The 18,735-nt window shown below is 71.9% G+C and carries 16 protein-coding genes and 1 riboswitch; of the genes, 11 read left to right on the forward strand and 5 right to left on the reverse strand.

Annotated elements, in window-relative coordinates:
• The first annotated feature begins 84 nt into the window (after window positions 1-84).
• Window positions 85-498: a VOC family protein gene (locus Q2K21_RS25165; RefSeq protein ID WP_310775285.1), complete on the forward strand. Its 414-nt coding sequence runs from the start codon at window positions 85-87 to the stop codon at window positions 496-498.
• A gap of 7 nt (window positions 499-505) precedes the next feature.
• Here Q2K21_RS25165 and Q2K21_RS25170 read toward each other — a convergent pair whose 3' ends face one another.
• From Q2K21_RS25170 to Q2K21_RS25180, 3 genes are all read right to left on the reverse strand, one after another.
• Window positions 506-1,903 carry a hypothetical protein gene (locus tag Q2K21_RS25170; RefSeq protein ID WP_310775287.1) on the reverse strand — a complete coding sequence of 466 codons (1,398 nt, stop codon included), beginning with the start codon at window positions 1,901-1,903 and terminating at the stop codon, window positions 506-508.
• A 427-nt stretch (window positions 1,904-2,330) separates the two neighbouring features.
• A complete protein-coding gene (locus Q2K21_RS25175) occupies window positions 2,331-3,458 on the reverse strand; it encodes an alpha/beta hydrolase family protein (RefSeq protein ID WP_310775289.1) in 1,128 nt (375 codons plus the stop codon).
• A gap of 378 nt (window positions 3,459-3,836) precedes the next feature.
• Window positions 3,837-4,562, reverse strand: coding sequence for a class II aldolase/adducin family protein (locus Q2K21_RS25180; RefSeq protein WP_310775291.1), 726 nt, complete (start codon window positions 4,560-4,562; stop codon window positions 3,837-3,839).
• Window positions 4,563-4,758: 196 nt separating this feature from the next.
• Here Q2K21_RS25180 and Q2K21_RS25185 point away from each other — a divergent pair, with 196 nt between their 5' ends.
• The 5 genes from Q2K21_RS25185 to Q2K21_RS25205 all read left to right on the forward strand — a co-directional run bounded on the left by Q2K21_RS25185 (window position 4,759) and on the right by Q2K21_RS25205 (window position 8,912).
• Window positions 4,759-5,508 (forward strand): lysozyme, encoded by a 750-nt coding sequence (locus Q2K21_RS25185; RefSeq protein WP_310775293.1) that lies wholly within the window; start codon window positions 4,759-4,761, stop codon window positions 5,506-5,508.
• A gap of 213 nt (window positions 5,509-5,721) precedes the next feature.
• Window positions 5,722-6,960 carry an inorganic phosphate transporter gene (locus Q2K21_RS25190; RefSeq protein WP_310775295.1) on the forward strand — a complete coding sequence of 413 codons (1,239 nt, stop codon included), beginning with the start codon at window positions 5,722-5,724 and terminating at the stop codon, window positions 6,958-6,960.
• Between the two features lie 34 nt (window positions 6,961-6,994).
• On the forward strand, window positions 6,995-7,210 hold the full coding sequence (locus tag Q2K21_RS25195; RefSeq protein WP_310775297.1) for a hypothetical protein: 216 nt from the start codon (window positions 6,995-6,997) through the stop codon (window positions 7,208-7,210).
• 302 nt (window positions 7,211-7,512) lie between these two features.
• Window positions 7,513-8,370, forward strand: a complete 858-nt coding sequence (locus Q2K21_RS25200; RefSeq protein WP_310775299.1) for a helix-turn-helix domain-containing protein — start codon at window positions 7,513-7,515, stop codon at window positions 8,368-8,370.
• Window positions 8,371-8,411: 41 nt separating this feature from the next.
• A complete protein-coding gene (locus Q2K21_RS25205; protein ID WP_310775301.1) occupies window positions 8,412-8,912 on the forward strand; it encodes a hypothetical protein in 501 nt (166 codons plus the stop codon).
• Here the strand turns inward: Q2K21_RS25205 and Q2K21_RS25210 are convergent.
• Together Q2K21_RS25210 and Q2K21_RS25215 are read right to left on the reverse strand one after the other, a co-directional pair.
• Window positions 8,842-9,150, reverse strand: a complete 309-nt coding sequence (locus Q2K21_RS25210) for a hypothetical protein (RefSeq protein ID WP_310775303.1) — start codon at window positions 9,148-9,150, stop codon at window positions 8,842-8,844. The two genes, Q2K21_RS25205 and Q2K21_RS25210, sit on opposite strands and share 71 nt — an antisense overlap.
• A gap of 30 nt (window positions 9,151-9,180) precedes the next feature.
• Window positions 9,181-9,369 carry a DUF397 domain-containing protein gene (locus Q2K21_RS25215; protein ID WP_310775305.1) on the reverse strand — a complete coding sequence of 63 codons (189 nt, stop codon included), beginning with the start codon at window positions 9,367-9,369 and terminating at the stop codon, window positions 9,181-9,183.
• Between the two features lie 362 nt (window positions 9,370-9,731).
• A riboswitch (cobalamin riboswitch) is annotated at window positions 9,732-9,851 on the forward strand.
• Between the two features lie 98 nt (window positions 9,852-9,949).
• On the opposite strand from Q2K21_RS25215, the gene Q2K21_RS25220 reads away from it, so the two are divergent.
• Genes Q2K21_RS25220 through cobO form a run of 5 tightly spaced genes read left to right on the forward strand, consistent with a single transcriptional unit; the run spans window position 9,950 to window position 18,732 of the window.
• Entirely contained in the window at window positions 9,950-10,891 is a 942-nt protein-coding gene (locus Q2K21_RS25220) for a cobalamin biosynthesis protein (protein ID WP_310775307.1), read from the forward strand.
• Window positions 10,888-12,483, forward strand: coding sequence for a cobyric acid synthase (locus Q2K21_RS25225; RefSeq protein WP_310775309.1), 1,596 nt, complete (start codon window positions 10,888-10,890; stop codon window positions 12,481-12,483). Before Q2K21_RS25220 ends, Q2K21_RS25225 begins: the two co-directional genes overlap by 4 nt.
• The gene (gene cobN, locus Q2K21_RS25230; RefSeq protein WP_310775311.1) at window positions 12,480-16,133 is read left to right on the forward strand and encodes a cobaltochelatase subunit CobN; all 3,654 of its coding nucleotides are present in this window, start codon (window positions 12,480-12,482) and stop codon (window positions 16,131-16,133) included. The genes Q2K21_RS25225 and cobN overlap by 4 nt, the downstream gene beginning before the upstream one ends.
• Entirely contained in the window at window positions 16,130-18,133 is a 2,004-nt protein-coding gene (locus Q2K21_RS25235; RefSeq protein WP_310775313.1) for a putative cobaltochelatase, read from the forward strand. The genes cobN and Q2K21_RS25235 overlap by 4 nt, the downstream gene beginning before the upstream one ends.
• A complete protein-coding gene (gene cobO, locus Q2K21_RS25240) occupies window positions 18,133-18,732 on the forward strand; it encodes a cob(I)yrinic acid a,c-diamide adenosyltransferase (protein ID WP_310775315.1) in 600 nt (199 codons plus the stop codon). The genes Q2K21_RS25235 and cobO overlap by 1 nt, the downstream gene beginning before the upstream one ends.
• Window positions 18,733-18,735: the final 3 nt, after the last annotated feature.

The raw sequence follows: 18,735 nt of genomic DNA on the forward strand, positions 1-18,735 counted from the left end.
GGCTTCGGGGGCGTTGTCAGTGGCCGGTGCGAGACTGGGCGCCAGGCCGTGATTCCGGCCGGGACACCGGAGGGAGTGATCGGGATGGCGGGCATGGACGGCAGGCGTCCGAGCATCTACCCGACGCTGCTGTACGTGGACGCGAAGGCGGCGATCAAGCAGCTCACCGAGGCCTTCGGCTTCACGGAGCTGTCGGTGTACGAGAGCGAGGACGGCTCGGTGCTGCACGCCGAGCTGGCGCAGGGCAACGGAGCGGTGATGCTCGGCTCGAAGGGCCACGGCGGCGCCTTCGACGAGGCGATGAGGGGCGCGGGCCCGTGCGGGGTGTACATCGTCGTGGACGACGTCGACGCACACCACCAACGGGCCGTGGAGCACGGCGCGGAGATCCTGATGCCCCCGACGGACCAGGCGTACGGCTCGCGCGACTACATGGCCCGGGACACCGAGGGCAACATCTGGAGTTTCGGCACGTACGCCCCCGAGATAGCGGTCTGACGAGCAGTCAGCTACCGCCGGTGTGGACCTGGAACGCGGCGCGGCGCACGGCCTTGGCGAGCGCCGGGTCCGGGTGGGCGGCGGCGAGCGCGACCAGTACCTGCACGGTGCGGGGATGCCCGACGGCGCGCACCTCGTCGAGCAGGGCGGGCACGGTGGGCTGCACCGCGGACTCCAAGTGCCGTACGAGGAGTGGCGCTTCACCGTGGTCGGCGACGGCGGCGGCGGTGTCGACCCACAGCCAGGTGGCCTCCTCCCGGGTGAGCACCGCGGGGGCGTCCTCCGGGTCGGTGCCGTCGTGCTCGGCGAGCCAGAGCAGGGCGTAGGGGCGCAGCGGGGTCTCGTCGGCGGCGTCGCGCACATCGGGCTCGGCGGGGGCGCCGACCACGCGCAGCGCCTCGAAGGCCAGTCCGCGCAGGAGGGCGTCCTCGCCCCGGGCGGCGTCCAGGAGTTCGGTGACGGCGCTGCCGACGGTGCGGGCGGCGAGCCAGGCGCGGTACTCGGCGCGGGCCGCGTTGGGGCGCAGCTGGGCGCAGCCGCGGAGCATGTCCTCGGCGTTCTGCTCGATGTTCCCGGCGGGGCTCTGCGCGGCGACGCAGATCTGCTCCAGTTTGACCCAGACCGCCCAGCTGCCGAGCGGGGTGAGGGTGGCCTGCCCCTCGGCGCAGGTGAGGGCGCCGACGTAGGCGAGCGCGTCGAGGGCCCAGTCGAGGAGCGGGGCGAGCGGGGTGTCCTCGGCGGAGTTCTGGACCGGCTCGGGCTGGGGACCGTAGACGATCTCGCACCGCTCGGTGCGCAGTTCCGTGACCCGCTGTTCGAGGAGGTCGAGGAGCTGTTCGACGGGGACGGGCCCCGCGGACAGCTGGAGGAAGGAGAGCACCTGGGGCATGGCCGAGACGACCTCGGCGACGGCGGCGTGCTCTCGGTCCGCGGGCTCGGGGTAGGCGAGCGACCAGGCGTCGAAGAAGGCGACCCAACCACGCAGCACGGCGGAGTCGTCGCGGTTCCAGGCGCGCAGCCGCCAGCCGGGGCGGGCGCTGTCGCCGTGCACCTCGACGAGGCCGGCCAGGCGGGCGGTGTCCCAGTCCGCGCGGACCTGAGCGACGGTCAGGCCGAGGTCGGCCGCGGCGCGTTCGGCGGTGGCGTCGGAGAGGGTGCCCTTGCCGTCGGAGGTAGCGCCGTCGCGGCCCGGGCGGAGCATGGCGTCGGCCCAGCGGGCGACACTGGCCGCGTCGGCCAGGCAGGTGCGGGCCATTCTGGCAAGTTCCGCGGGCGGAGGGGTGCCCTCGGGCGGCCGGGGGGCGGGGCGGCGCGAGCGATGCTGGGTCACCGCTCGGGGAGCGGCGGCCAGGGGCCGCGGGCCGACGAGTCGGAGCCTGGAGTCGCGCGGGTTACGGGACGTCACGGGTGCAGTCTTGCGGTTGACGGTCCGAAAACCCAAACGGAATGTCACGGCGGGCGACAGGGCTGGCCAACGCACGGGGTCCGGCGAGGGGGTGCGGAGCGGGAAAGGCCTTGCCGGGAGCGCTAAACGGAAGGGGGCGCCCCGGGGGTGGGAGGGGCCGGACGGCCCCTGCTCTCCCCCGCCAAGGGGCTCCGCCCCCTGGACCCCGCTGGGATCCGAGCCTGCACCCCGCTACTGAGTTGGTCTCGCCCCCGCCGCCCCTACCCTTCCCGTCCCTGGGGGCTGCCGCCCCCGGACCCCCGCTGTCGGCCTTGACGGCCTCGTCCTCAAACTCCCCCAAGCTCTTCGAGCAGGGGGGACCCCCCAGACAGGCTGATAAATCAGCCCGTCCTGCGTTTGAGGAGGTCAGCACCCCCGGCGGCGACCGTCACATCAGCGGAGTCAGGAAGCGCCGCATGGCCTCTTCGTAGGTGCCGGGGTCCGCGTTCCACATCGCGCCGTGCGGAGCGTTCCGGACCGTGTGCAGCGTGACCAGGTCCCCGCGGCACTCCGCGAGGCGGCGGGAGGGCGCCCAGGGGGCGATCGTGTCATCGGGGCCGTGGAAGATCAGTACCGGCACCTGGAGCTGGTCGGGGGCGAAGGCCCCGTGGTCGCGGTCGCCGTGCAGACCGGTGCGGCCCTGGGCGGCCCGGACGGCCAGCGGCAGCAGCGCGCCGGGGGTGTGGCGGGCCGACGCGAGGGCGCGCAGCGTGGTCTCCCACCTGAGCACGGGCGAGTCGAGGACGAGCCCGGAGATCCGCTCGCGCAGCGGCGAGTACGCGGCGGCGCGCAGCGCCATGGTGGCGCCGATGGACCAGCCGTGCAGGACGAGGCGCCGCGCGCCCTGGCGCACGGCGTAGCGGATGGCGGCGTCCACGTCGCGCCACTCGGTCTCGCCGAGATGGTTCAGTCCGTCCGGGGGGCGCGGTGCGCCGAGGTCGCCGCGGTAGGCGAGGTCGAGGACCGTGAAGTGGTGGCGGCCGAGGAACCCCATGACGTTCATGGGGTGCTCCCGGGTGGTGCCGAGCCCGTGCACGGTGATCACCCAGGTGTCGCGGACGCCGGGCACCAGCCAGGCGGGCAGCGTCCCCAGTTCGCCGGGCACCTCGACCTCGGCGTGTTCGAGGCCGAGGGCGGCGCTCGGGTTGCCGATGTACAGGTTGGGGGTGAGCCAGGCCTTGTCGCCGGGTTCGAGCACGCCATGGGTGACGCTCTCCAGCCGGCGCACGACGGTGTCGGCGGAGTGCGGGGCGGTGTGCAGGACCGGGCCGACGATCGCGTGGGAGCCGTCGCCGGCCAGACCGTAGGTACCAGGGCGCTGGGAGGCCAGGTCACGGGTGAGCGTGATCCGGCCGGCCGCCGTGGAGTGCACGGTGAGGCGGGGTTCCGTGGGCAGCGGGCGGCCCGGCACCGCCTTGAGCGCGGCGTCGCTGGCGAAGCGGCCCGCGGCGAGGCCGGCGGCGCCGGCGGCGATGGCTACGGTGACGGCTGCGGCCGCCGCTTTGGCAGTACGCACGCATCCAGTGTCCCGGCGGAGCCCGCACCCGGCCAGCGGGCGGCTCCGCCGGTGTCACCGAGGGCACTTCCCCAGGGCCCGGAACCTGCGCTTCCAGGCGCTAGGCCCTGTCGTCAAACTCCCGTCGTCCGCCCGCAGGGCGGGCCGGGCGGCGTCATGGGGGTCCCCCTGCTCGAGCGAAGCCGAGAGCTTGGGGGAGCGTGCGATCGCAAGGCGCCGGAAGGTCCTCGATGGGGGTCCCCCCTGCTCGAGCGAAGCCGAGAGCTTGGGGGAGGAGCTACTAGGGCATTTCGGCAACGCGGCGAGCGTGCGTGCCAGGCGTCGCCCGGCAGGCGGGAGTTTGACGACAGGACCTAGGGGCAGCGGAAGCAGCTTCCCCTACTTCCGGCGCTGCCCGTACCCCCGCAGCCGCTCCCCCGCCTCCGCCACCTGCTCGGGCGTGAGCAACGTGGGCGACAGGCCCGGTACCGACGACGCCGTCAGCCACACGCGGCACATCCACTCCAGCTGGGCCGTGCGGTCGTACGCCTCGGCCAAGGACGCCCCGTGGGCGATCGTGCCGTGGTTCTGGAGGAGGCATGCCGTGCGGTCCGTGAGCGCACGGAGCATGTTCTCGGCCAACTCCGGCGTGCCATATGTCGCATACGGGGCAACCCGGACGGCACCACCGACCGCGCCGGCCATGTAGTGGATCAGCGGCAACTCCCGTACCAGCGTGGAGACGGCCGTCGCGTGCACGGCGTGCGTGTGGACGACGGCACGCGCCCCCGTCGTGCGGTAGACCGCCAGATGCATCGGCAGTTCGCTCGTGGGCCGCAGCGAGCCGAGCACCTGCCGGCCGTCGAGGTCGACCCCGACCGCGTCGCCCGGGGTCAGCCGCTCGTAGGGCACTCCCGTCGGCGTGACCAGCACGGTGTCGCCGACGCGTACGGAGACATTGCCGGACGTGCCGACGACCAGCCCGTCGGACACGGTCCGCCGGGCCGTCGCGACGAGTTCGTCCCACGCCGCCGCCATTTCGCCGGCCGCGCCCGGCGCCCCTCGCCCCCGTCCACCCTGTGCGTCCTCCCGTACGTCTCGTGCGTCGCGCCGCTGCTCAGCCATGCCGCGATCCTGCCAGTCGGGGGTCCGGCCCGCCGGTGACCGGACGCACTGTAGGGCGGAGGCCGCGCGTCCGTAAGGGCGCATATACGGATACATCGCATTCAAGCGGGGATTGGCCGGTGATAGACCGGCTTTCACGGATCTTCCAGTAGCCTCTGGACGATTTGTCGTGCACGTCGCCATTCCGGGGGGAAACATGGCCCGTGATCGCAAACCGTCCTGCCGTCGTGCCCGCGTCATCGCAGCCGCGTTGTCCGTGACCGCACTCACCCTGGGGGGAACCGCCCTCGCCGAGATCCCGGTCTCGGCGGCGGGCAAGCCGCAGGGACATGACGTCTCCTCGCACCAGAAGAACATCGACTGGGCCGGAGCGAAGGCCAGGGGCGCCAGGTTCGTATACATCAAGGCGACCGAGTCCACCACCTACCGCAACCCGTACTTCGGCCGGCAGTACAACGGCGCCCGCGACGCAGGCATACTCCGCGGCGCGTACCACTTCGCCGTGCCCGACAAGTCGTCCGGCGCCACCCAGGCCGCGTACTTCGTACGCAACGGCGGCGCATGGCATGCCGACGGCCGGACGCTTCCGCCCGCGCTCGACATCGAGTACAACCCGTACGGCAAGGCCAAGTGCTACGGCCTGAGCGCGGCCGCGATGGTCGACTGGATCAGGTCGTTCAGCGACGAGATCCGGCGGGAGACCGGCCGTCGCCCGGTGATTTACACCACCGCCCACTGGTGGAACACCTGCACCGGCAGCAGCCGCGCCTTCGCCCCGAACCACGCCCTGTGGATCGCCCGCCACAACTCCGGGGACGCGGGGTCACTGCCGGCCGGCTGGTCGTTCTGGACGTTCTGGCAGTACGACAACAGCGGCAGCCTGCCGGGTGACCAGAATCTCTTCAACGGATCCCAGACGCAGTTGAAGAGGTTCGCGACGCGCTAGCCGGGCGGCCGGCGGAGGACTCCCGAAGGCTCCCGTAGGCTTCCGGAGGCCGAAATTCCGCCTTCGTTCGAGAGCGCGACCGCCGCCGCCCCGCCATAAACGGAGCGGCGGCACCCCTATCGGTACACCCCGCGGCCCGCCCCAGTTCACCTTTTGTTCACCCAGGTTGCCTACGGTCCACAAGCCAATGACCTTTCACAGAAGCCTGGGTAAATGGAACACATCACGCTCCTCCTCGGAATCGTGATCGTCACCGCTCTCGTGTTCGATTTCACGAACGGTTTCCACGACACAGCCAACGCGATGGCGACGACCATCTCGACCGGCGCCCTGAAGCCCAAGATGGCGGTGGCGATGTCCGCCGCACTGAACCTCGTCGGCGCCTTCCTGTCCGTGGAGGTCGCCAACACGATCTCCAAGGGCCTCGTCGACGAGAGCGGCATACGTCCAGAGGTCATATTCTCCGCCCTGGTCGGCGCGATCCTCTGGAACCTGCTGACCTGGCTCGTCGGACTTCCGTCCAGCTCCTCGCACGCCCTCATGGGCGGTCTGATCGGCGCCACGATCTCCTCCGCCGGCACCGGCGCCGTCCACGGTGACGCGCTCGTCACCAAGGTGCTGATCCCGGCGGTCGCCGCCCCGGTCGTGGCGGGCGTCGCCGCGATGCTCGCGACCCGCCTGTCGTACACGCTCGGCAAGAAGGCCGACGGCAAGGCCGCGGAGAAGGGCTACCGCGCCGGCCAGATCGCCTCGGCCGGCCTGGTCTCCCTGGCCCACGGCACCAACGACGCGCAGAAGACGATGGGCATCATCACCCTCGCCCTGGTCGCCGGTGGCGCCGTCGCCCCCGACTCCGACCCTCCCACCTGGGTCATCCTCTCCGCCGGTCTCGCCATCGCGCTCGGCACCTACCTCGGCGGCTGGCGCATCATCCGCACGATGGGCAAGGGCCTGACCGACCTCCAGCCGCAGCAGGGCTTCGCCGCTCAGACCAGTGCGGCCACGGTCATCCTGGCCTCCTCCCACCTCGGCTTCTCCCTCTCCACCACGCACTCGGTCTCCGGCTCGGTGATGGGTGCCGGTCTCGGCCGCAAGGGCGGCGTCGTCCGCTGGTCGACGGCCACCCGGATGTTCGTCGCCTGGGCGCTCACACTGCCGGCCGCGGCCCTGGTCGGCGCCGGCTCCGAGTGGGTGACCGGCCTGGGCGACTGGGGCACCGCGCTCGTCGCCGTCTTCCTGGTCGCCTCCTGCGTCGCGATCTGGGTCGTGTCCCGTCGCCAGGTCGTCGACCACACCAACGTCAACGACACCGAGGAGCCGGCCGGTGTGGTGACCACGGCGATCAACGCCGTGACCCCGCCTCCGGCGGCCACCATCCCCTCCCCGGCTGTCACCATCCCCTCCCCGGCCGCCACCGCCGACCCGGCGACCCCGCCGGCCGCCACCGTCTGAGCCCCGCGCGTTCGGTTACGAAGGAAGCACCATCATGAAGATCGACTGGGCAGCCCTCGGCTCCGTGTTCGGCGTCAGCCTCGTGGTCACCGTGGCGCTGGTGGCCCTGTTCACCCTGGGCGTCGCGGGCCTCACCAAGAAGGAATCGGCCACCGGCGGCGCCGCCGCCGTGGCGGTCACCGGTGCCTACGCCTGCTTCGCCGCGTGCGCGGCGGCCGTGGGATACGGGATCTATCTGATCGTGGCCTGAGACCCCCGCCTCATCCGCCCCTTCGGGCGCTCGCGTAAAGCCCCCGCAGTGTTTTTCACTGCGGGGGCTTGCTTATGCGTCACTTATTTAGCGCAAATACGCCCATATAGGCGCATATGCGGATTTGCCTGTTACGCACAGTTTATCTACGGTCTACATCGCACCGCGACCACGTCGAAGAGACAGGTGTCAGATAGCAAGCCCTCTGGCAGCTCTCGCCCAACTCACCTAGTCTATTAGGGGAATTGCTGCTCGACGTTGGCCGCTCGACCAGTCGAGGACGACGTGTAGCAAGGAGCGACATGGCCAGGGACATCGATCCGAGCCTGAATCGACGCAGGCTCCGCATCGAGCTGCGCAAGGCGCGAGAGGAAGCCGGTCTCACCCAGCGGGAGGCCGCCGACGCGCTGGAATGGTCCCTGTCCAAGCTCATCCGGCTGGAGGCCGGGGCGGTCAGCCTCAGCGTCACGGATCTGCGCGCACTGCTCCAGCTGTACAACGTCACGGAGCCGCAACTGGTCGCCGAGTTGGAGGAGGCCGCCCGCGGCTCCAAGGGGTTGTCCTGGTGGGCGCAGTACAGCGACATGGTGCGGCCGCAGTTCGCGCAGTACCTGGGGTACGAGAGTGCCGCGACCTCCATCCGCACGTACCACCCCGCCGTCATCTCGTCCCTGTTCCAGACCGAGGACTACGCGATGGCGCAACTGGCCCCGCGTGAGACGGCCGAGGTGGCCCGGCGCTCCGCGGAGCTGCGCACCACCCGGCAAGAGCGGATCTTCGACGGTGATCACGGTCCGGAGGTGCACATCGTGCTGGACGAGGCGGTGATCCGACGGGTCATCGGCGGTCCGGGCGTGATGCGCCGCCAGCTGGAGCACCTCAAGACGATGTCCCAGCACCCCAGAGTCACCATGCGCCTGCTGCCGTTCACGGCGGGGGCGCATTACAGCATGGCAAGTTCGTTCATCGTGCTCGGCTTCAAGGACGACGACGACCTGCTCTACCTCGAAGGCCCCACCGGCAGCGTGTCCAACCGTGACGACCTGGAGCTGACGGCGCGCTACCAGGAGTGCTTCGAGGACATCAGCAACAAGGCGCACGAGGGCGACCGGATGATCGAGCTGATCGACACGGTCAAGGAGAGTCTCGACAACAGCTGAACCCCGGGAGGGACGGCCCGGGCGGACAACGGGGAGGGCCCATGGCGGTCTTCGGGTTCCTTGAGTGGTGCAGGCAGCTGCGCGCGGTCCGTTTCGCCGCGGCGGGCGAACCTCCGCGGACCGCGGGCCCGGACGAGGACGGCGCCGCCGGCCTCGACGACTGCGCGCTCAAGGCGTACGCCATGCAGCGACGGGAGTGGGCGGAGGCCCTCATCGAGGTGGAGAACGCCCGGGTCGAGGGCGAGATACGGCTCCTGGCGGTCCGTCTGCTGCTGGGCACGGCATGCGGCAGCGTCCTGCTGTTCAGCATCGCCGTGTCCGCCCGGATGGCGCCCAGCCTCGGGCTGGACGCCCTGACCCCGCTGACCACCACGGTGCTGGGGGCACTCGGCGCGGCCGTCGTCACCGCTCTCGCGGCGAGCGTGGGCCGGGCCCTGCGCGGCCGCACGGGGGCGGCGCGCGCACCCGAGGTCAGCGGGTCCCCGAGCCCCGCGGACGAACAGCCGCCGCCGCCCGGTCCAGGACGCGCAGACGCTCCGTGACCGGGGTGAGGCCCCACCACAGACCGGCGCCGGCCGCCGCGACGATCGTCACCACCAACCAGACGAGGGCTCGTGCCGTGGATCCCGGTACGAGCAGTGCGGCGAGCGCGCCGACGCCCACCGCGAACACCCCCGTGGTCAGGGAGAAGAGCGCCAGCGGAGCCGCCGCCGACAGCGATGGGCGCGGGGTGCGGGGACCACCCGCGCGTGCCGAGACTTCCTTGGCCCTGTCCCCCATGCGAGTCCCTCCCGTCCCCTGGACGGATCTTCAGAAACCGTCCACTGCCGGGTTCTCAAGTTCAGCCAGCAAACCACACCACGCAGCACGGCGAAAGACGAGCACCGGGCCGGTGCGCCGTTTCGAGTCACGCACCAGAACGTGCGCCCCCTCGACGGTCACTTCGACGCAACCGTCGGCGTCTCCTCCCGAATAGCTGCTCTTGTGCCACTTGAGCACCAATGACTCCCTGCCGACCACACCGACCTCCATATCGACCAGTCAGCGCACCGACACCGCGTCTTCACCGCGACGCTCCCGAGCGCCGTGTCCCACCGCTGCCGGAGGCAACAGAGGCCCGGCCACACCAGGTTCGTCTCCCCGCAACGAATCACCCAATGCCGCTCGTCGGCGCTCTCCGCGTTCGTCATGCCGTATTCGTTCGTACTGCCGCTCCCTAGTCTTCCCAGCTTCCCCGCCCGGAAAGAGCGCAGAAAGCGCCGATTCGGGCTGCTGACGATATTTCAGCGGTGTGGGGCTCAGCACACCGCAGCGCCGCAGGTCAAGAGCAAGTTGACGGGTGTTCCGGGGGCGTGGTGGACTGCCGGAGCCAGTACGGCGGCAGGAGAGGAAGCCGGTGCGATTCCGGCGCGGTCCCGCCACTGTCACCGGGGAAGAACTCCCCGGGAGCCAGGAACTCTCGCCGCCGGTCTCGTCGAACCAGGGCGCGGACACCCTGAGTGAGGACATATCGCCATGCGCGGCTGCCGTTTGAGGTTCAGTAACCGGTCCCTGTCCGACCCCACGGTCGGCTGAGCCGATGGGTGCCGATCGCGTCTTCGCGTACGGCGCCGCCGCCGGCCTCCTCGGTGACCTCCTGCTCGGCGATCCGCGCCGCGGGCATCCGGTCGCCGCGTTCGGGCGGGCCGCGGGCGCCGTGGAGCGGATGCTGTGGCGGGACCACCGCGGGTGGGGCGCGCTGCACACCGCCGTGTGCGCCGGCGGCGCCGTGACACTCGGGGCCGTCGCCGCTCGCTCCGTACGTACGTCCACCGCCGCCTCCGTGGCCCTGACCGCCGCCGCCACCTGGGCCGTCGTCGGCGGGACGTCGCTCGCCCGGGAGGCCCGGCACATCGGGCGCGCCCTGGAGGCGGGCGATGTCGAGGCCGCCCGTGCGCGGCTGCCCCATCTGTGCGGGCGCGATCCGCAGGCGCTCGACGCCGACGGGATCGCGCGCGCCGTCGTCGAGTCCGTCGCCGAGAACACCTCGGACGCCGTGGTGGGCGCGCTGGTGTGGGGAGCCGTGGGCGGTGTGCCCGGGCTCGTCGGCTTCCGGGCCGTCAACACCCTCGACGCGATGGTCGGGCACAAGTCGCCCCGGTACCGGCGCTTCGGGTGGGCCTCCGCTCGGCTCGACGACCTCGCCGGATGGCCGGGGGCGCGGCTCACCGCCGTGCTCGCGGCAGCGGCGGGCGGCGATCCGGGAGGAGCCGTACGTGCCTGGCGCGCGGACGCCGCCAAGCATCCGAGCCCCAACGCCGGCCCCGTGGAGGCCTCGTTCGCGGGGGCGCTCGGGGTGCGGCTGGGCGGGACGCTCTCGTACGGGGGGCGCGTGGAGCACCGGCCGGTACTGGGCGGCGCGGGGCGCGCCGTCCAGGTCCAGGACATCGAACGCGCCGCACGGCTCTCACGGCGCGTGAGCTGGCTCGCGCTCGGGGTGTGCGCGGCCGCACGGATGCTGAAGAAGGGGCGTACGTCATGAGCGGTGGTCTCCTCGTCGCCGGCACCACCTCCGACGCCGGCAAGAGCGTCGTCACCGCCGGGATCTGCCGTTGGCTGGTGCGGCAGGGGGTCAAGGTCGCGCCCTTCAAGGCGCAGAACATGTCCCTGAACTCCTTCGTCACGCGCGAGGGCGCCGAGATCGGCCGGGCGCAGGCCATGCAGGCCCAGGCGTGCCGCATCGAGCCGACCGCGCTGATGAACCCCGTCCTGCTCAAGCCCGGCAGCGACCGGAGCAGTCAGGTCGTGCTCATGGGCAAGCCGGTGGGCGAACTCAGTGCGCGCGGTTTCTTCGGGGGGTCTGGGCCCGCGGCGCAGCCGCAATCAGGTGCAGTGTCCCCCGGGAAAAGGCTGCACGGCGGTCGTCAGGAGGCGCTCCTCGGCACCGTGCTGGACTGCCTCGCCGAGTTGCGGGGCACGTATGACGCGGTGATCTGTGAGGGGGCCGGCAGTCCTGCCGAGATCAATCTGCGGCGGACCGACATCGTGAACATGGGGATCGCCCGCAACGCCCGGCTCCCCGTTCTCATCGTCGGCGACATCGACCGGGGCGGCGTCTTCGCCTCCTTCTTCGGCACCGTCGCCCTGCTCTCCCCCGAGGACCAGGAACTGGTCGCCGGATTCCTCGTCAACAAGTTCCGCGGGGACGTCACCCTGCTGGAACCCGGTCTCGACATGCTGCACGGCCTCACCGGGCGGCGGACGTACGGCGTGCTTCCGTTCCAGCACGGACTGGGGATCGACGAGGAGGACGGGATGGCGGTCTCGCTTCGGGGGGCCGTGCGCGAGTCCGTCGTCGCGCCGCCGCTCGGCGAGGACGTGCTGCGGGTCGCCGTGTGTGCCATTCCGCTGATGTCCAACTTCACCGACGTGGACGCGCTCGCCGCCGAACCCGGTGTCGTCGTCCGGTTCGTGGACCGGCCCGAGGAGCTGGCGGACGCCGACCTCGTGATCGTTCCGGGGACACGGGGGACCGTGAAGGCCCTGGAGTGGCTGCGCGAGCGGGGGCTCGCGGACGCGCTGGTGCGCAGGGCCACGGAAGGGCGGCCGGTCCTCGGGATCTGCGGTGGTTTCCAGCTCCTCGGCGAGCACATCGAGGACGAGGTCGAGAGCCGCAAGGGCAGCGTGGACGGCCTCGGGGTCCTGCCCGTACGGGTGCGGTTCGCCCGCGAGAAGACCCTGACCCGGCCCGTCGGCGAGGCGCTCGGCGAGCACGTCGAGGGGTACGAGATCCACCACGGGGTCGCCGACGTCACCGGTGGGGACACGTTCATCTCTGATGGCAATGGACACAGCCTGGACGGCTGCCGGGTCGGCGCCGTCTGGGGCACGCACTGGCACGGCTCGCTGGAATCCGACGGTTTCCGGCGGGCGTTTCTGCGCGAGGTGGCGGCCGCCGCGGGCCGCCGCTTCGTACCGGCCGCCGACACGTCGTTCGCCGCGCTGCGCGAGGAGCAGCTCGACCGGCTCGGCGATCTGATCGAACAACACGCGGACACGGACGCGCTGTGGCGGCTCATCGAGTCGGGCGCGCCGCAAGGACTGCCTTTCATTCCACCGGGAGCGCCCGCATGAGCACAGTGTTGTTGTTGTCGACCGCCGACACCGATCTGCTGGCGGCCCGTGCCTCCGGCGCGCCCTACCGGATCGGCAACCCGACCCGCGTGGACGTCACGGAGGAACTGCCGGGGCTGATCGAGGGCGCCGACATCGCCGTCGTACGACTGCTGGGCGGCAAGCGCGCCTGGGAGGACGGACTCGCCCGGCTCAAGGCCTCCGGCATCCCGACCGTGCTGCTCGGCGGAGAGGCCGTCCCCGACGCCGAGCTGATGGCCGAGTCGTCCGTGCCCGCGGGTGTCGTGGCCGAGGCGCTGCGCTACCTCGTCGAGGGCGGCCCGGCCAACCTCACGGAACTGGCGCGCTTCCTGTCCGACACCGTGCTGCTGACCGGCGAGGGGTTCGTCGAGCCGCAGCAGATGCCCGAGTACGGCGTCCACGGCGAGCGCGCGTACGTGGAGGGCCGCCCGACCGTCGGCGTGCTCTTCTACCGCGCCCATGAACTCAGCGGCAACACCGCCTTCGTGGACACGCTGTGCGACGCGATCGAGGCGCAGGGGGCCAACGCCCTGCCGGTGTACTGCGGTTCGCTGCGCGGCGCCGACGCGGGACTCTATGAACTTCTGTCCAAGGCTGACGCCCTCGTCGCCACCGTCCTCGCCGCAGGCGGCACGCACGCCTCGCAAGCGTCGGCGGGCGGCGACGAGGAGGCCTGGGACATCGGGGCCCTCGCGGAGCTCAACGTTCCGGTGTTGCAGGGGCTGTGCCTCACCTCCTCGCGCGCCGCGTGGGACGAGTCCGACGCCGCCCTCTCCCCCATGGACGCGGCGATGCAGGTCGCGATCCCGGAGTTCGACGGCCGGCTCATCACGGTCCCCTTCTCCTTCAAGGAGCAGGGCCCCGACGACGTGCCGGTGTATGTCGCCGACCCGGAGCGGGCCGCGCGCGTCGCCGGGATCGCGGTGCGGCACGCCCGGTTGAAACACAAGCCGAACGCCGAGAAGAAGCTCGCGCTCGTCTTCACCGCCTACCCGACCAAGCACTCGCGGGTCGGCAACGCGGTCGGCCTGGACACGCCCGCTTCGGCCGTACGCGTGCTGGACGCGCTCCGGGACGCCGGGTACGGCCTGACCGAATACCCAGCGGGGGGCGACGAGCTGATCCACCGCCTCATCGAGGCCGGCGGCCATGACGTCGAGTGGCTGACCGAGGACCAGCTGGCCGCGGCGCCCGCGCGCGTACCGCTCGCCGACTACCGGGCGTGGTTCGACAAGCTGGACCCGGAGCTGCGGGACGCGATGCTTCAGGCGTGGGGCGAGCCGCCGGGCAGCCTGTACGTCGACGGGGACGACATCGTGCTGGCGTCGCTCCAGTTCGGGAACGTCGTCGTCATGATCCAGCCGCCGCGCGGCTTCGGCGAGAACCCGATCGCGATCTACCACGACCCCGACATGCCGCCGTCGCACCACTACATGGCGGCGTACAGGTGGCTCGAAAACACCTTCAAGGCCGACGCGATCGTCCACATGGGCAAGCACGGCACGATGGAGTGGCTGCCGGGCAAGGGACTGGGGCTCAGCAAGGGCTGCGCACCGGACGCCGTCCTCGGCGACCTGCCCCTGATCTACCCGTTCATCGTCAACGACCCCGGCGAGGGCACCCAGGCCAAGCGGCGCGGCCACGCCACGGTCGTCGACCACCTCGTACCGCCGATGGCGCGCGCCGACACCTACGGCGACCTGGCCAAGCTGGAGCAGTTGCTCGACGAGTACGCGCTGGTCTCCGACCTGGACCCGACGAAGGCGCCCGCTGTGCGGGCCCAGATCTGGACCCTCGTCAAGGCTGCCGAGCTGCACCACGACCTGCACGTGGACGAGCAGCCGGAGGACGGCGACTTCGACGAGTTCGTCATGCACATCGACGGCTATCTGTGCGAGATCAAGGATGTGCAGATCCGCGACGGTCTGCACATCCTGGGCGGCGGTCCGGTGGGCGAGCCGCGGGTGAACCTCGTGCTCGCCGTGCTGCGCGCCTCGCAGGTGTGGGGCGGGCAGGCGAACGCCCTGCCGGGGTTGAGGGCTTCGCTGGCCGAGCACTTCGGGCTGGTGGAGAAGGAGCTGCTCGCCGAGCCGGGCGTGCCGGTGAAGGTGCCGGTGGAGCTGACGGATCTGGTGGACGGCCCCTCCCGCACCGCCGCCGACGCCATCGACCTGCTGGAGCAGCTGTGCCGGCGGATCGCGGAGGGCATGGAGGAGCGCGACTGGGCCGTTTCGGAGAGCAGTGCTCTCGTACGTGATGTCCTCGGCACCGACCTCCCGGCCGCCGTCGCCGTGCTGGAGTTCGCCTGCACCGAGGTCGTTCCGCGGCTCGCCCGTACGACCGACGAGATCGGCCACATCCTCAAGGCGCTCGACGGCGGTTACGTCCCGGCGGGTCCGTCGGGCTCCCCGACGCGCGGTCTGGTCAACGTCCTGCCGACCGGCCGCAACTTCTACTCCGTCGACCCCAAGGCCATTCCGTCGCGGCTGAGCTGGGAGGTCGGGCAGTCGCTGGCCGACTCGCTCGTCCAGCGGTATCTGAGCGACACCGGTGAGTACCCGAAGTCCGTCGGCCTGACCGTCTGGGGCACGTCCGCGATGCGCACCCAGGGCGACGACATCGCCGAGATCCTGGCGCTGCTCGGCTGCCGCCCGGTCTGGGACGACGCCTCGCGCCGGGTGACCGGCTTCGAGATCGTGCCGCTCGCCGAGCTCGGCCGCCCCCGTATCGACGTCACGGTCCGCATCTCGGGCTTCTTCCGCGACGCGTTCCCGCATGTCGTCGGCCTCATCGACGACGCCGTGCGGGCTGTCGCCGAACTGGACGAGCCGGCCGAGCAGAACTTCGTCCGCGCCCACGCCGACGAGGACACCGCCGCGCACGGCGACCGGCGGCGCGCGACCGCCCGTATCTTCGGCTCCAAGCCGGGCGCGTACGGGGCCGGACTGCTGCCGCTGATCGACGCGCGCAACTGGCGCTCCGACGCCGACCTCGCCGAGGTGTACGCGGTGTGGGGCGGCTATGCGTACGGGCGCGGGCTCGACGGGCGGGCGGCGCGCGGGGACATGGAGACGGCGTTCAAGCGGATCGCCGTCGCCGCCAAGAACGTCGACACCCGCGAGCACGACCTCGTGGACGCCGACGACTACTTCCAGTACCACGGCGGGATGGTCGCCATGGTGCGGCACCTGACGGGCGCCAGCCCCGAGGCGTATGTGGGCGACTCCGCCGTACCGGACCAGGTGAAGACGAGGACCCTCGGCGAGGAGACCCACCGCGTCTTCCGCGCCCGCGTCGTCAACCCGCGCTGGATGGCGGCCATGCGCCGCCACGGCTACAAGGGCGCCTTCGAGATGGCGGCGACCGTCGACTACCTCTTCGGGTACGACGCCACGGCCGGGGTCGTCGACGACTGGATGTACGAGAAGCTCAGCGCGGAGTACGTCTTCGACGCCGAGAACCGGGACTTCATGAAGAAGTCCAACCCCTGGGCGCTGCGCGGCATCACCGAGCGGCTGCTGGAGGCCGCCGACCGCGGTCTGTGGGCCGAGCCGGACGCGGAGACGCTGGAGCGGCTGCGCGCCACCTATCTGGAGCTCGAAGGCGACTTGGAGGGCGACGAGAAGTGAGTACCCCGTTTCCGTTCACGGCCGTCGTCGGCCAGGACGACCTGCGGCTCGCGCTGCTGCTGAACGCGGTCTCGCCCGCGGTCGGCGGTGTGCTGGTGCGCGGCGAGAAGGGCACCGCCAAGTCCACGGCCGTGCGCGCGCTCTCGGCGCTGCTGCCGGCGGTCGACGTGGTCCCCGGGTGCCGCTTCTCCTGCGCCCCCGCCGCGCCCGACCCGAACTGCCCGGACGGGCCGCACGAGGTCGGCGCCGGGACGCAGCGGCCCGCGCGGATGGTCGAGCTGCCCGTCGGCGCCTCCGAGGACCGGCTCGTGGGCGCCCTCGACATCGAGCGGGCGCTGGCCGAGGGCGTGAAGGCCTTCGAGCCGGGCCTGCTCGCCGACGCGCACCGCGGCATCCTGTACGTCGACGAGGTCAACCTCCTCCACGACCACCTGGTCGACCTGCTTCTGGACGCCGCCGCGATGGGCGCCTCGTACGTGGAGCGCGAGGGCGTCTCCGTACGGCATGCCGCCCGTTTCCTGCTCGTCGGCACCATGAACCCCGAGGAGGGTGAGCTGCGACCGCAGCTGCTCGACCGGTTCGGGCTGACCGTCGAGGTGGCCGCCTCGCGCGAGCCCGACCAGCGCGTGGAGGTCGTACGGCGGCGGCTGGCCTACGACGACGACCCCGAGGGCTTCGCGGCGCGCTGGGCCGAGGAGGAGGCCGCCGTACGGGCCCGGATCGTGGCCGCGCGCGAGCTGCTGCCCTCCGTACGGCTCGGGGACGGCGCGCTGCGGCAGATCGCGGCGACCTGTGCCGCGTTCGAGGTCGACGGTATGCGCGCCGACATCGTGATGGCACGTACGGCGACCGCCCTGGCCGCCTGGGCCGGGCGCACCGATGTGCTCGCCGAGGATGTCCGGCAGGCCGCGCTGCTCGCCCTCCCGCACCGGCGGCGGCGCAATCCCTTCGACGCTCCCGGCCTCGACGAGGACAAGCTCGACGAGACGCTGGAGGAGTTCGGAGGTTCCGAGGAGGACGACGACCCGGGTCCCGACGGGCCCGGCGGCGGTGGCGGTCAGCCCTCGCCCGACGAGGGGCCGCAGGGCGGTGACACCGCCGCGCGCCCCGAGGCCGGGGAGAGCGGACAGCCGGGGGCCTCGGGCCCCGGGGAACAGCAGGCCGCACACGCCTCCGAACCCTTTCGTACGAAGGTGCTGACCGTGCCGGGACTCGGCGACGGCGCCGCCGGGCGGCGGTCCCGGGCGCGGACCGCACACGGGCGGACCACCGGGGCGCGGCGGCCCCAGGGGGCGCTCACCAAACTGCACCTGGCGGCGACCGTGCAGGCGGCGGCGCCGCATCAGCGGGCGCGGGGGCGCTCCGGGCCGGGGCTTGTCCTGCGCCGTGACGATCTGCGGCAGGCGACGCGGGAGGGGCGCGAGGGGAACCTCGTGCTGTTCGTGGTCGACGCCTCCGGATCGATGGCGGCCCGGCAGCGGATGAGTGCCGTGAAGGGTGCCGTGCTGTCGCTGCTGCTCGACGCCTACCAGCGGCGGGACAAGGTGGGGCTCGTGACCTTCCGGGGCTCGGCGGCCGACGTCGCGCTGCCGCCGACCTCGTCGGTGGACGCGGCGGCGGCCCGGCTGGAGTCGCTGCCGACGGGCGGGCGGACGCCGCTGGCGGCCGGGCTGCTCAAGGCCCATGACGTGCTGCGGGTCGAGCGGCTGCGGGATCCGGCGCGGCGGGCGCTGGTCGTGGTGGTGACGGACGGGCGGGCCACGGGTGGTCCGGAGCCGGTCGCTCTTGCCGGGCGTGCGGCGCGGCTGTTCGCCGCCGAGGGCGTCGCGTCCGTGGTCGTGGACTGCGAGTCGGGGCCCGTGCGGCTGGGGCTCGCCGGGCAACTCGCCGGCGAACTGGGCGGTACGGCGGTGACGCTGGACGAGCTGCGCGCGGACAGCATCGCCGGGCTGGTGAGGAACGTGCAGGGGACGCCGGGGACTTCGAGGAGGGCCGCGTAATGCCGCAGGGACAGCCGAGTGTCGTACCGGACGACGGCCTGACGACCCGTCAGCGACGCAACCGCCCGCTCGTCGTCGTGCACACGGGCATCGGGAAGGGCAAGTCGACGGCGGCCTTCGGGCTCGCGCTGCGCGCCTGGAACCAGGGGTGGCCCATCGGGGTGTTCCAGTTCGTCAAGTCGGCGAAGTGGAAGGTCGGTGAGGAGAACGCGCTGCGGGTGCTGGGCGCCAGCGGCGAGGGCGGCACCGTGGACTGGCACAAGATGGGCGAGGGCTGGTCGTGGGTGCAGCGCGACGATCAGATGGACAACGAGGAGAAGGCCCGGGAGGGCTGGGAGCAGGTCAAGCGTGACCTGGCCGCCGAGACGTACCGGCTGTACGTGCTCGACGAGTTCGCCTACCCCATGCACTGGGGATGGGTCGACACCGACGAGGTCGTCGACGTGCTGCGCAACCGGCCCGGTACCCAGCATGTCGTGATCACCGGGCGGAACGCGCCCGAGAAGCTCGTCGACTTCGCCGACCTCGTCACCGACATGTCCAAGGTCAAGCACCCGATGGACGTCGGCCAGAAGGGCCAGAAGGGCATCGAGTGGTGATGT

This window comes from Streptomyces sp. CGMCC 4.7035 (genome assembly GCF_031583065.1).
Classification (GTDB): Bacteria; Actinomycetota; Actinomycetes; order Streptomycetales; family Streptomycetaceae; genus Streptomyces; species Streptomyces yaanensis.

Excerpts from the sequence above, each read along its gene's own strand:
- Q2K21_RS25165 (WP_310775285.1), top strand. The coding sequence starts at position 85 with ATGGCGGGCATGGACGGCAGGCGTCCGAGCATCTACCCGACGCTGCTG.
- Q2K21_RS25180 (WP_310775291.1), bottom strand. The coding sequence starts at position 4,562 with ATGGCTGAGCAGCGGCGCGACGCACGAGACGTACGGGAGGACGCACAG.
- Q2K21_RS25185 (WP_310775293.1), top strand. The coding sequence starts at position 4,759 with ATGGCCCGTGATCGCAAACCGTCCTGCCGTCGTGCCCGCGTCATCGCA.
- Q2K21_RS25190 (WP_310775295.1), top strand. The coding sequence starts at position 5,722 with ATGGAACACATCACGCTCCTCCTCGGAATCGTGATCGTCACCGCTCTC.
- Q2K21_RS25195 (WP_310775297.1), top strand. The coding sequence starts at position 6,995 with ATGAAGATCGACTGGGCAGCCCTCGGCTCCGTGTTCGGCGTCAGCCTC.
- Q2K21_RS25200 (WP_310775299.1), top strand. The coding sequence starts at position 7,513 with ATGGCCAGGGACATCGATCCGAGCCTGAATCGACGCAGGCTCCGCATC.
- Q2K21_RS25205 (WP_310775301.1), top strand. The coding sequence starts at position 8,412 with ATGGCGGTCTTCGGGTTCCTTGAGTGGTGCAGGCAGCTGCGCGCGGTC.
- Q2K21_RS25210 (WP_310775303.1), bottom strand. The coding sequence starts at position 9,150 with ATGGGGGACAGGGCCAAGGAAGTCTCGGCACGCGCGGGTGGTCCCCGC.
- Q2K21_RS25220 (WP_310775307.1), top strand. The coding sequence starts at position 9,950 with ATGGGTGCCGATCGCGTCTTCGCGTACGGCGCCGCCGCCGGCCTCCTC.
- Q2K21_RS25225 (WP_310775309.1), top strand. The coding sequence starts at position 10,888 with ATGAGCGGTGGTCTCCTCGTCGCCGGCACCACCTCCGACGCCGGCAAG.
- cobN (WP_310775311.1), top strand. The coding sequence starts at position 12,480 with ATGAGCACAGTGTTGTTGTTGTCGACCGCCGACACCGATCTGCTGGCG.
- cobO (WP_310775315.1), top strand. The coding sequence starts at position 18,133 with ATGCCGCAGGGACAGCCGAGTGTCGTACCGGACGACGGCCTGACGACC.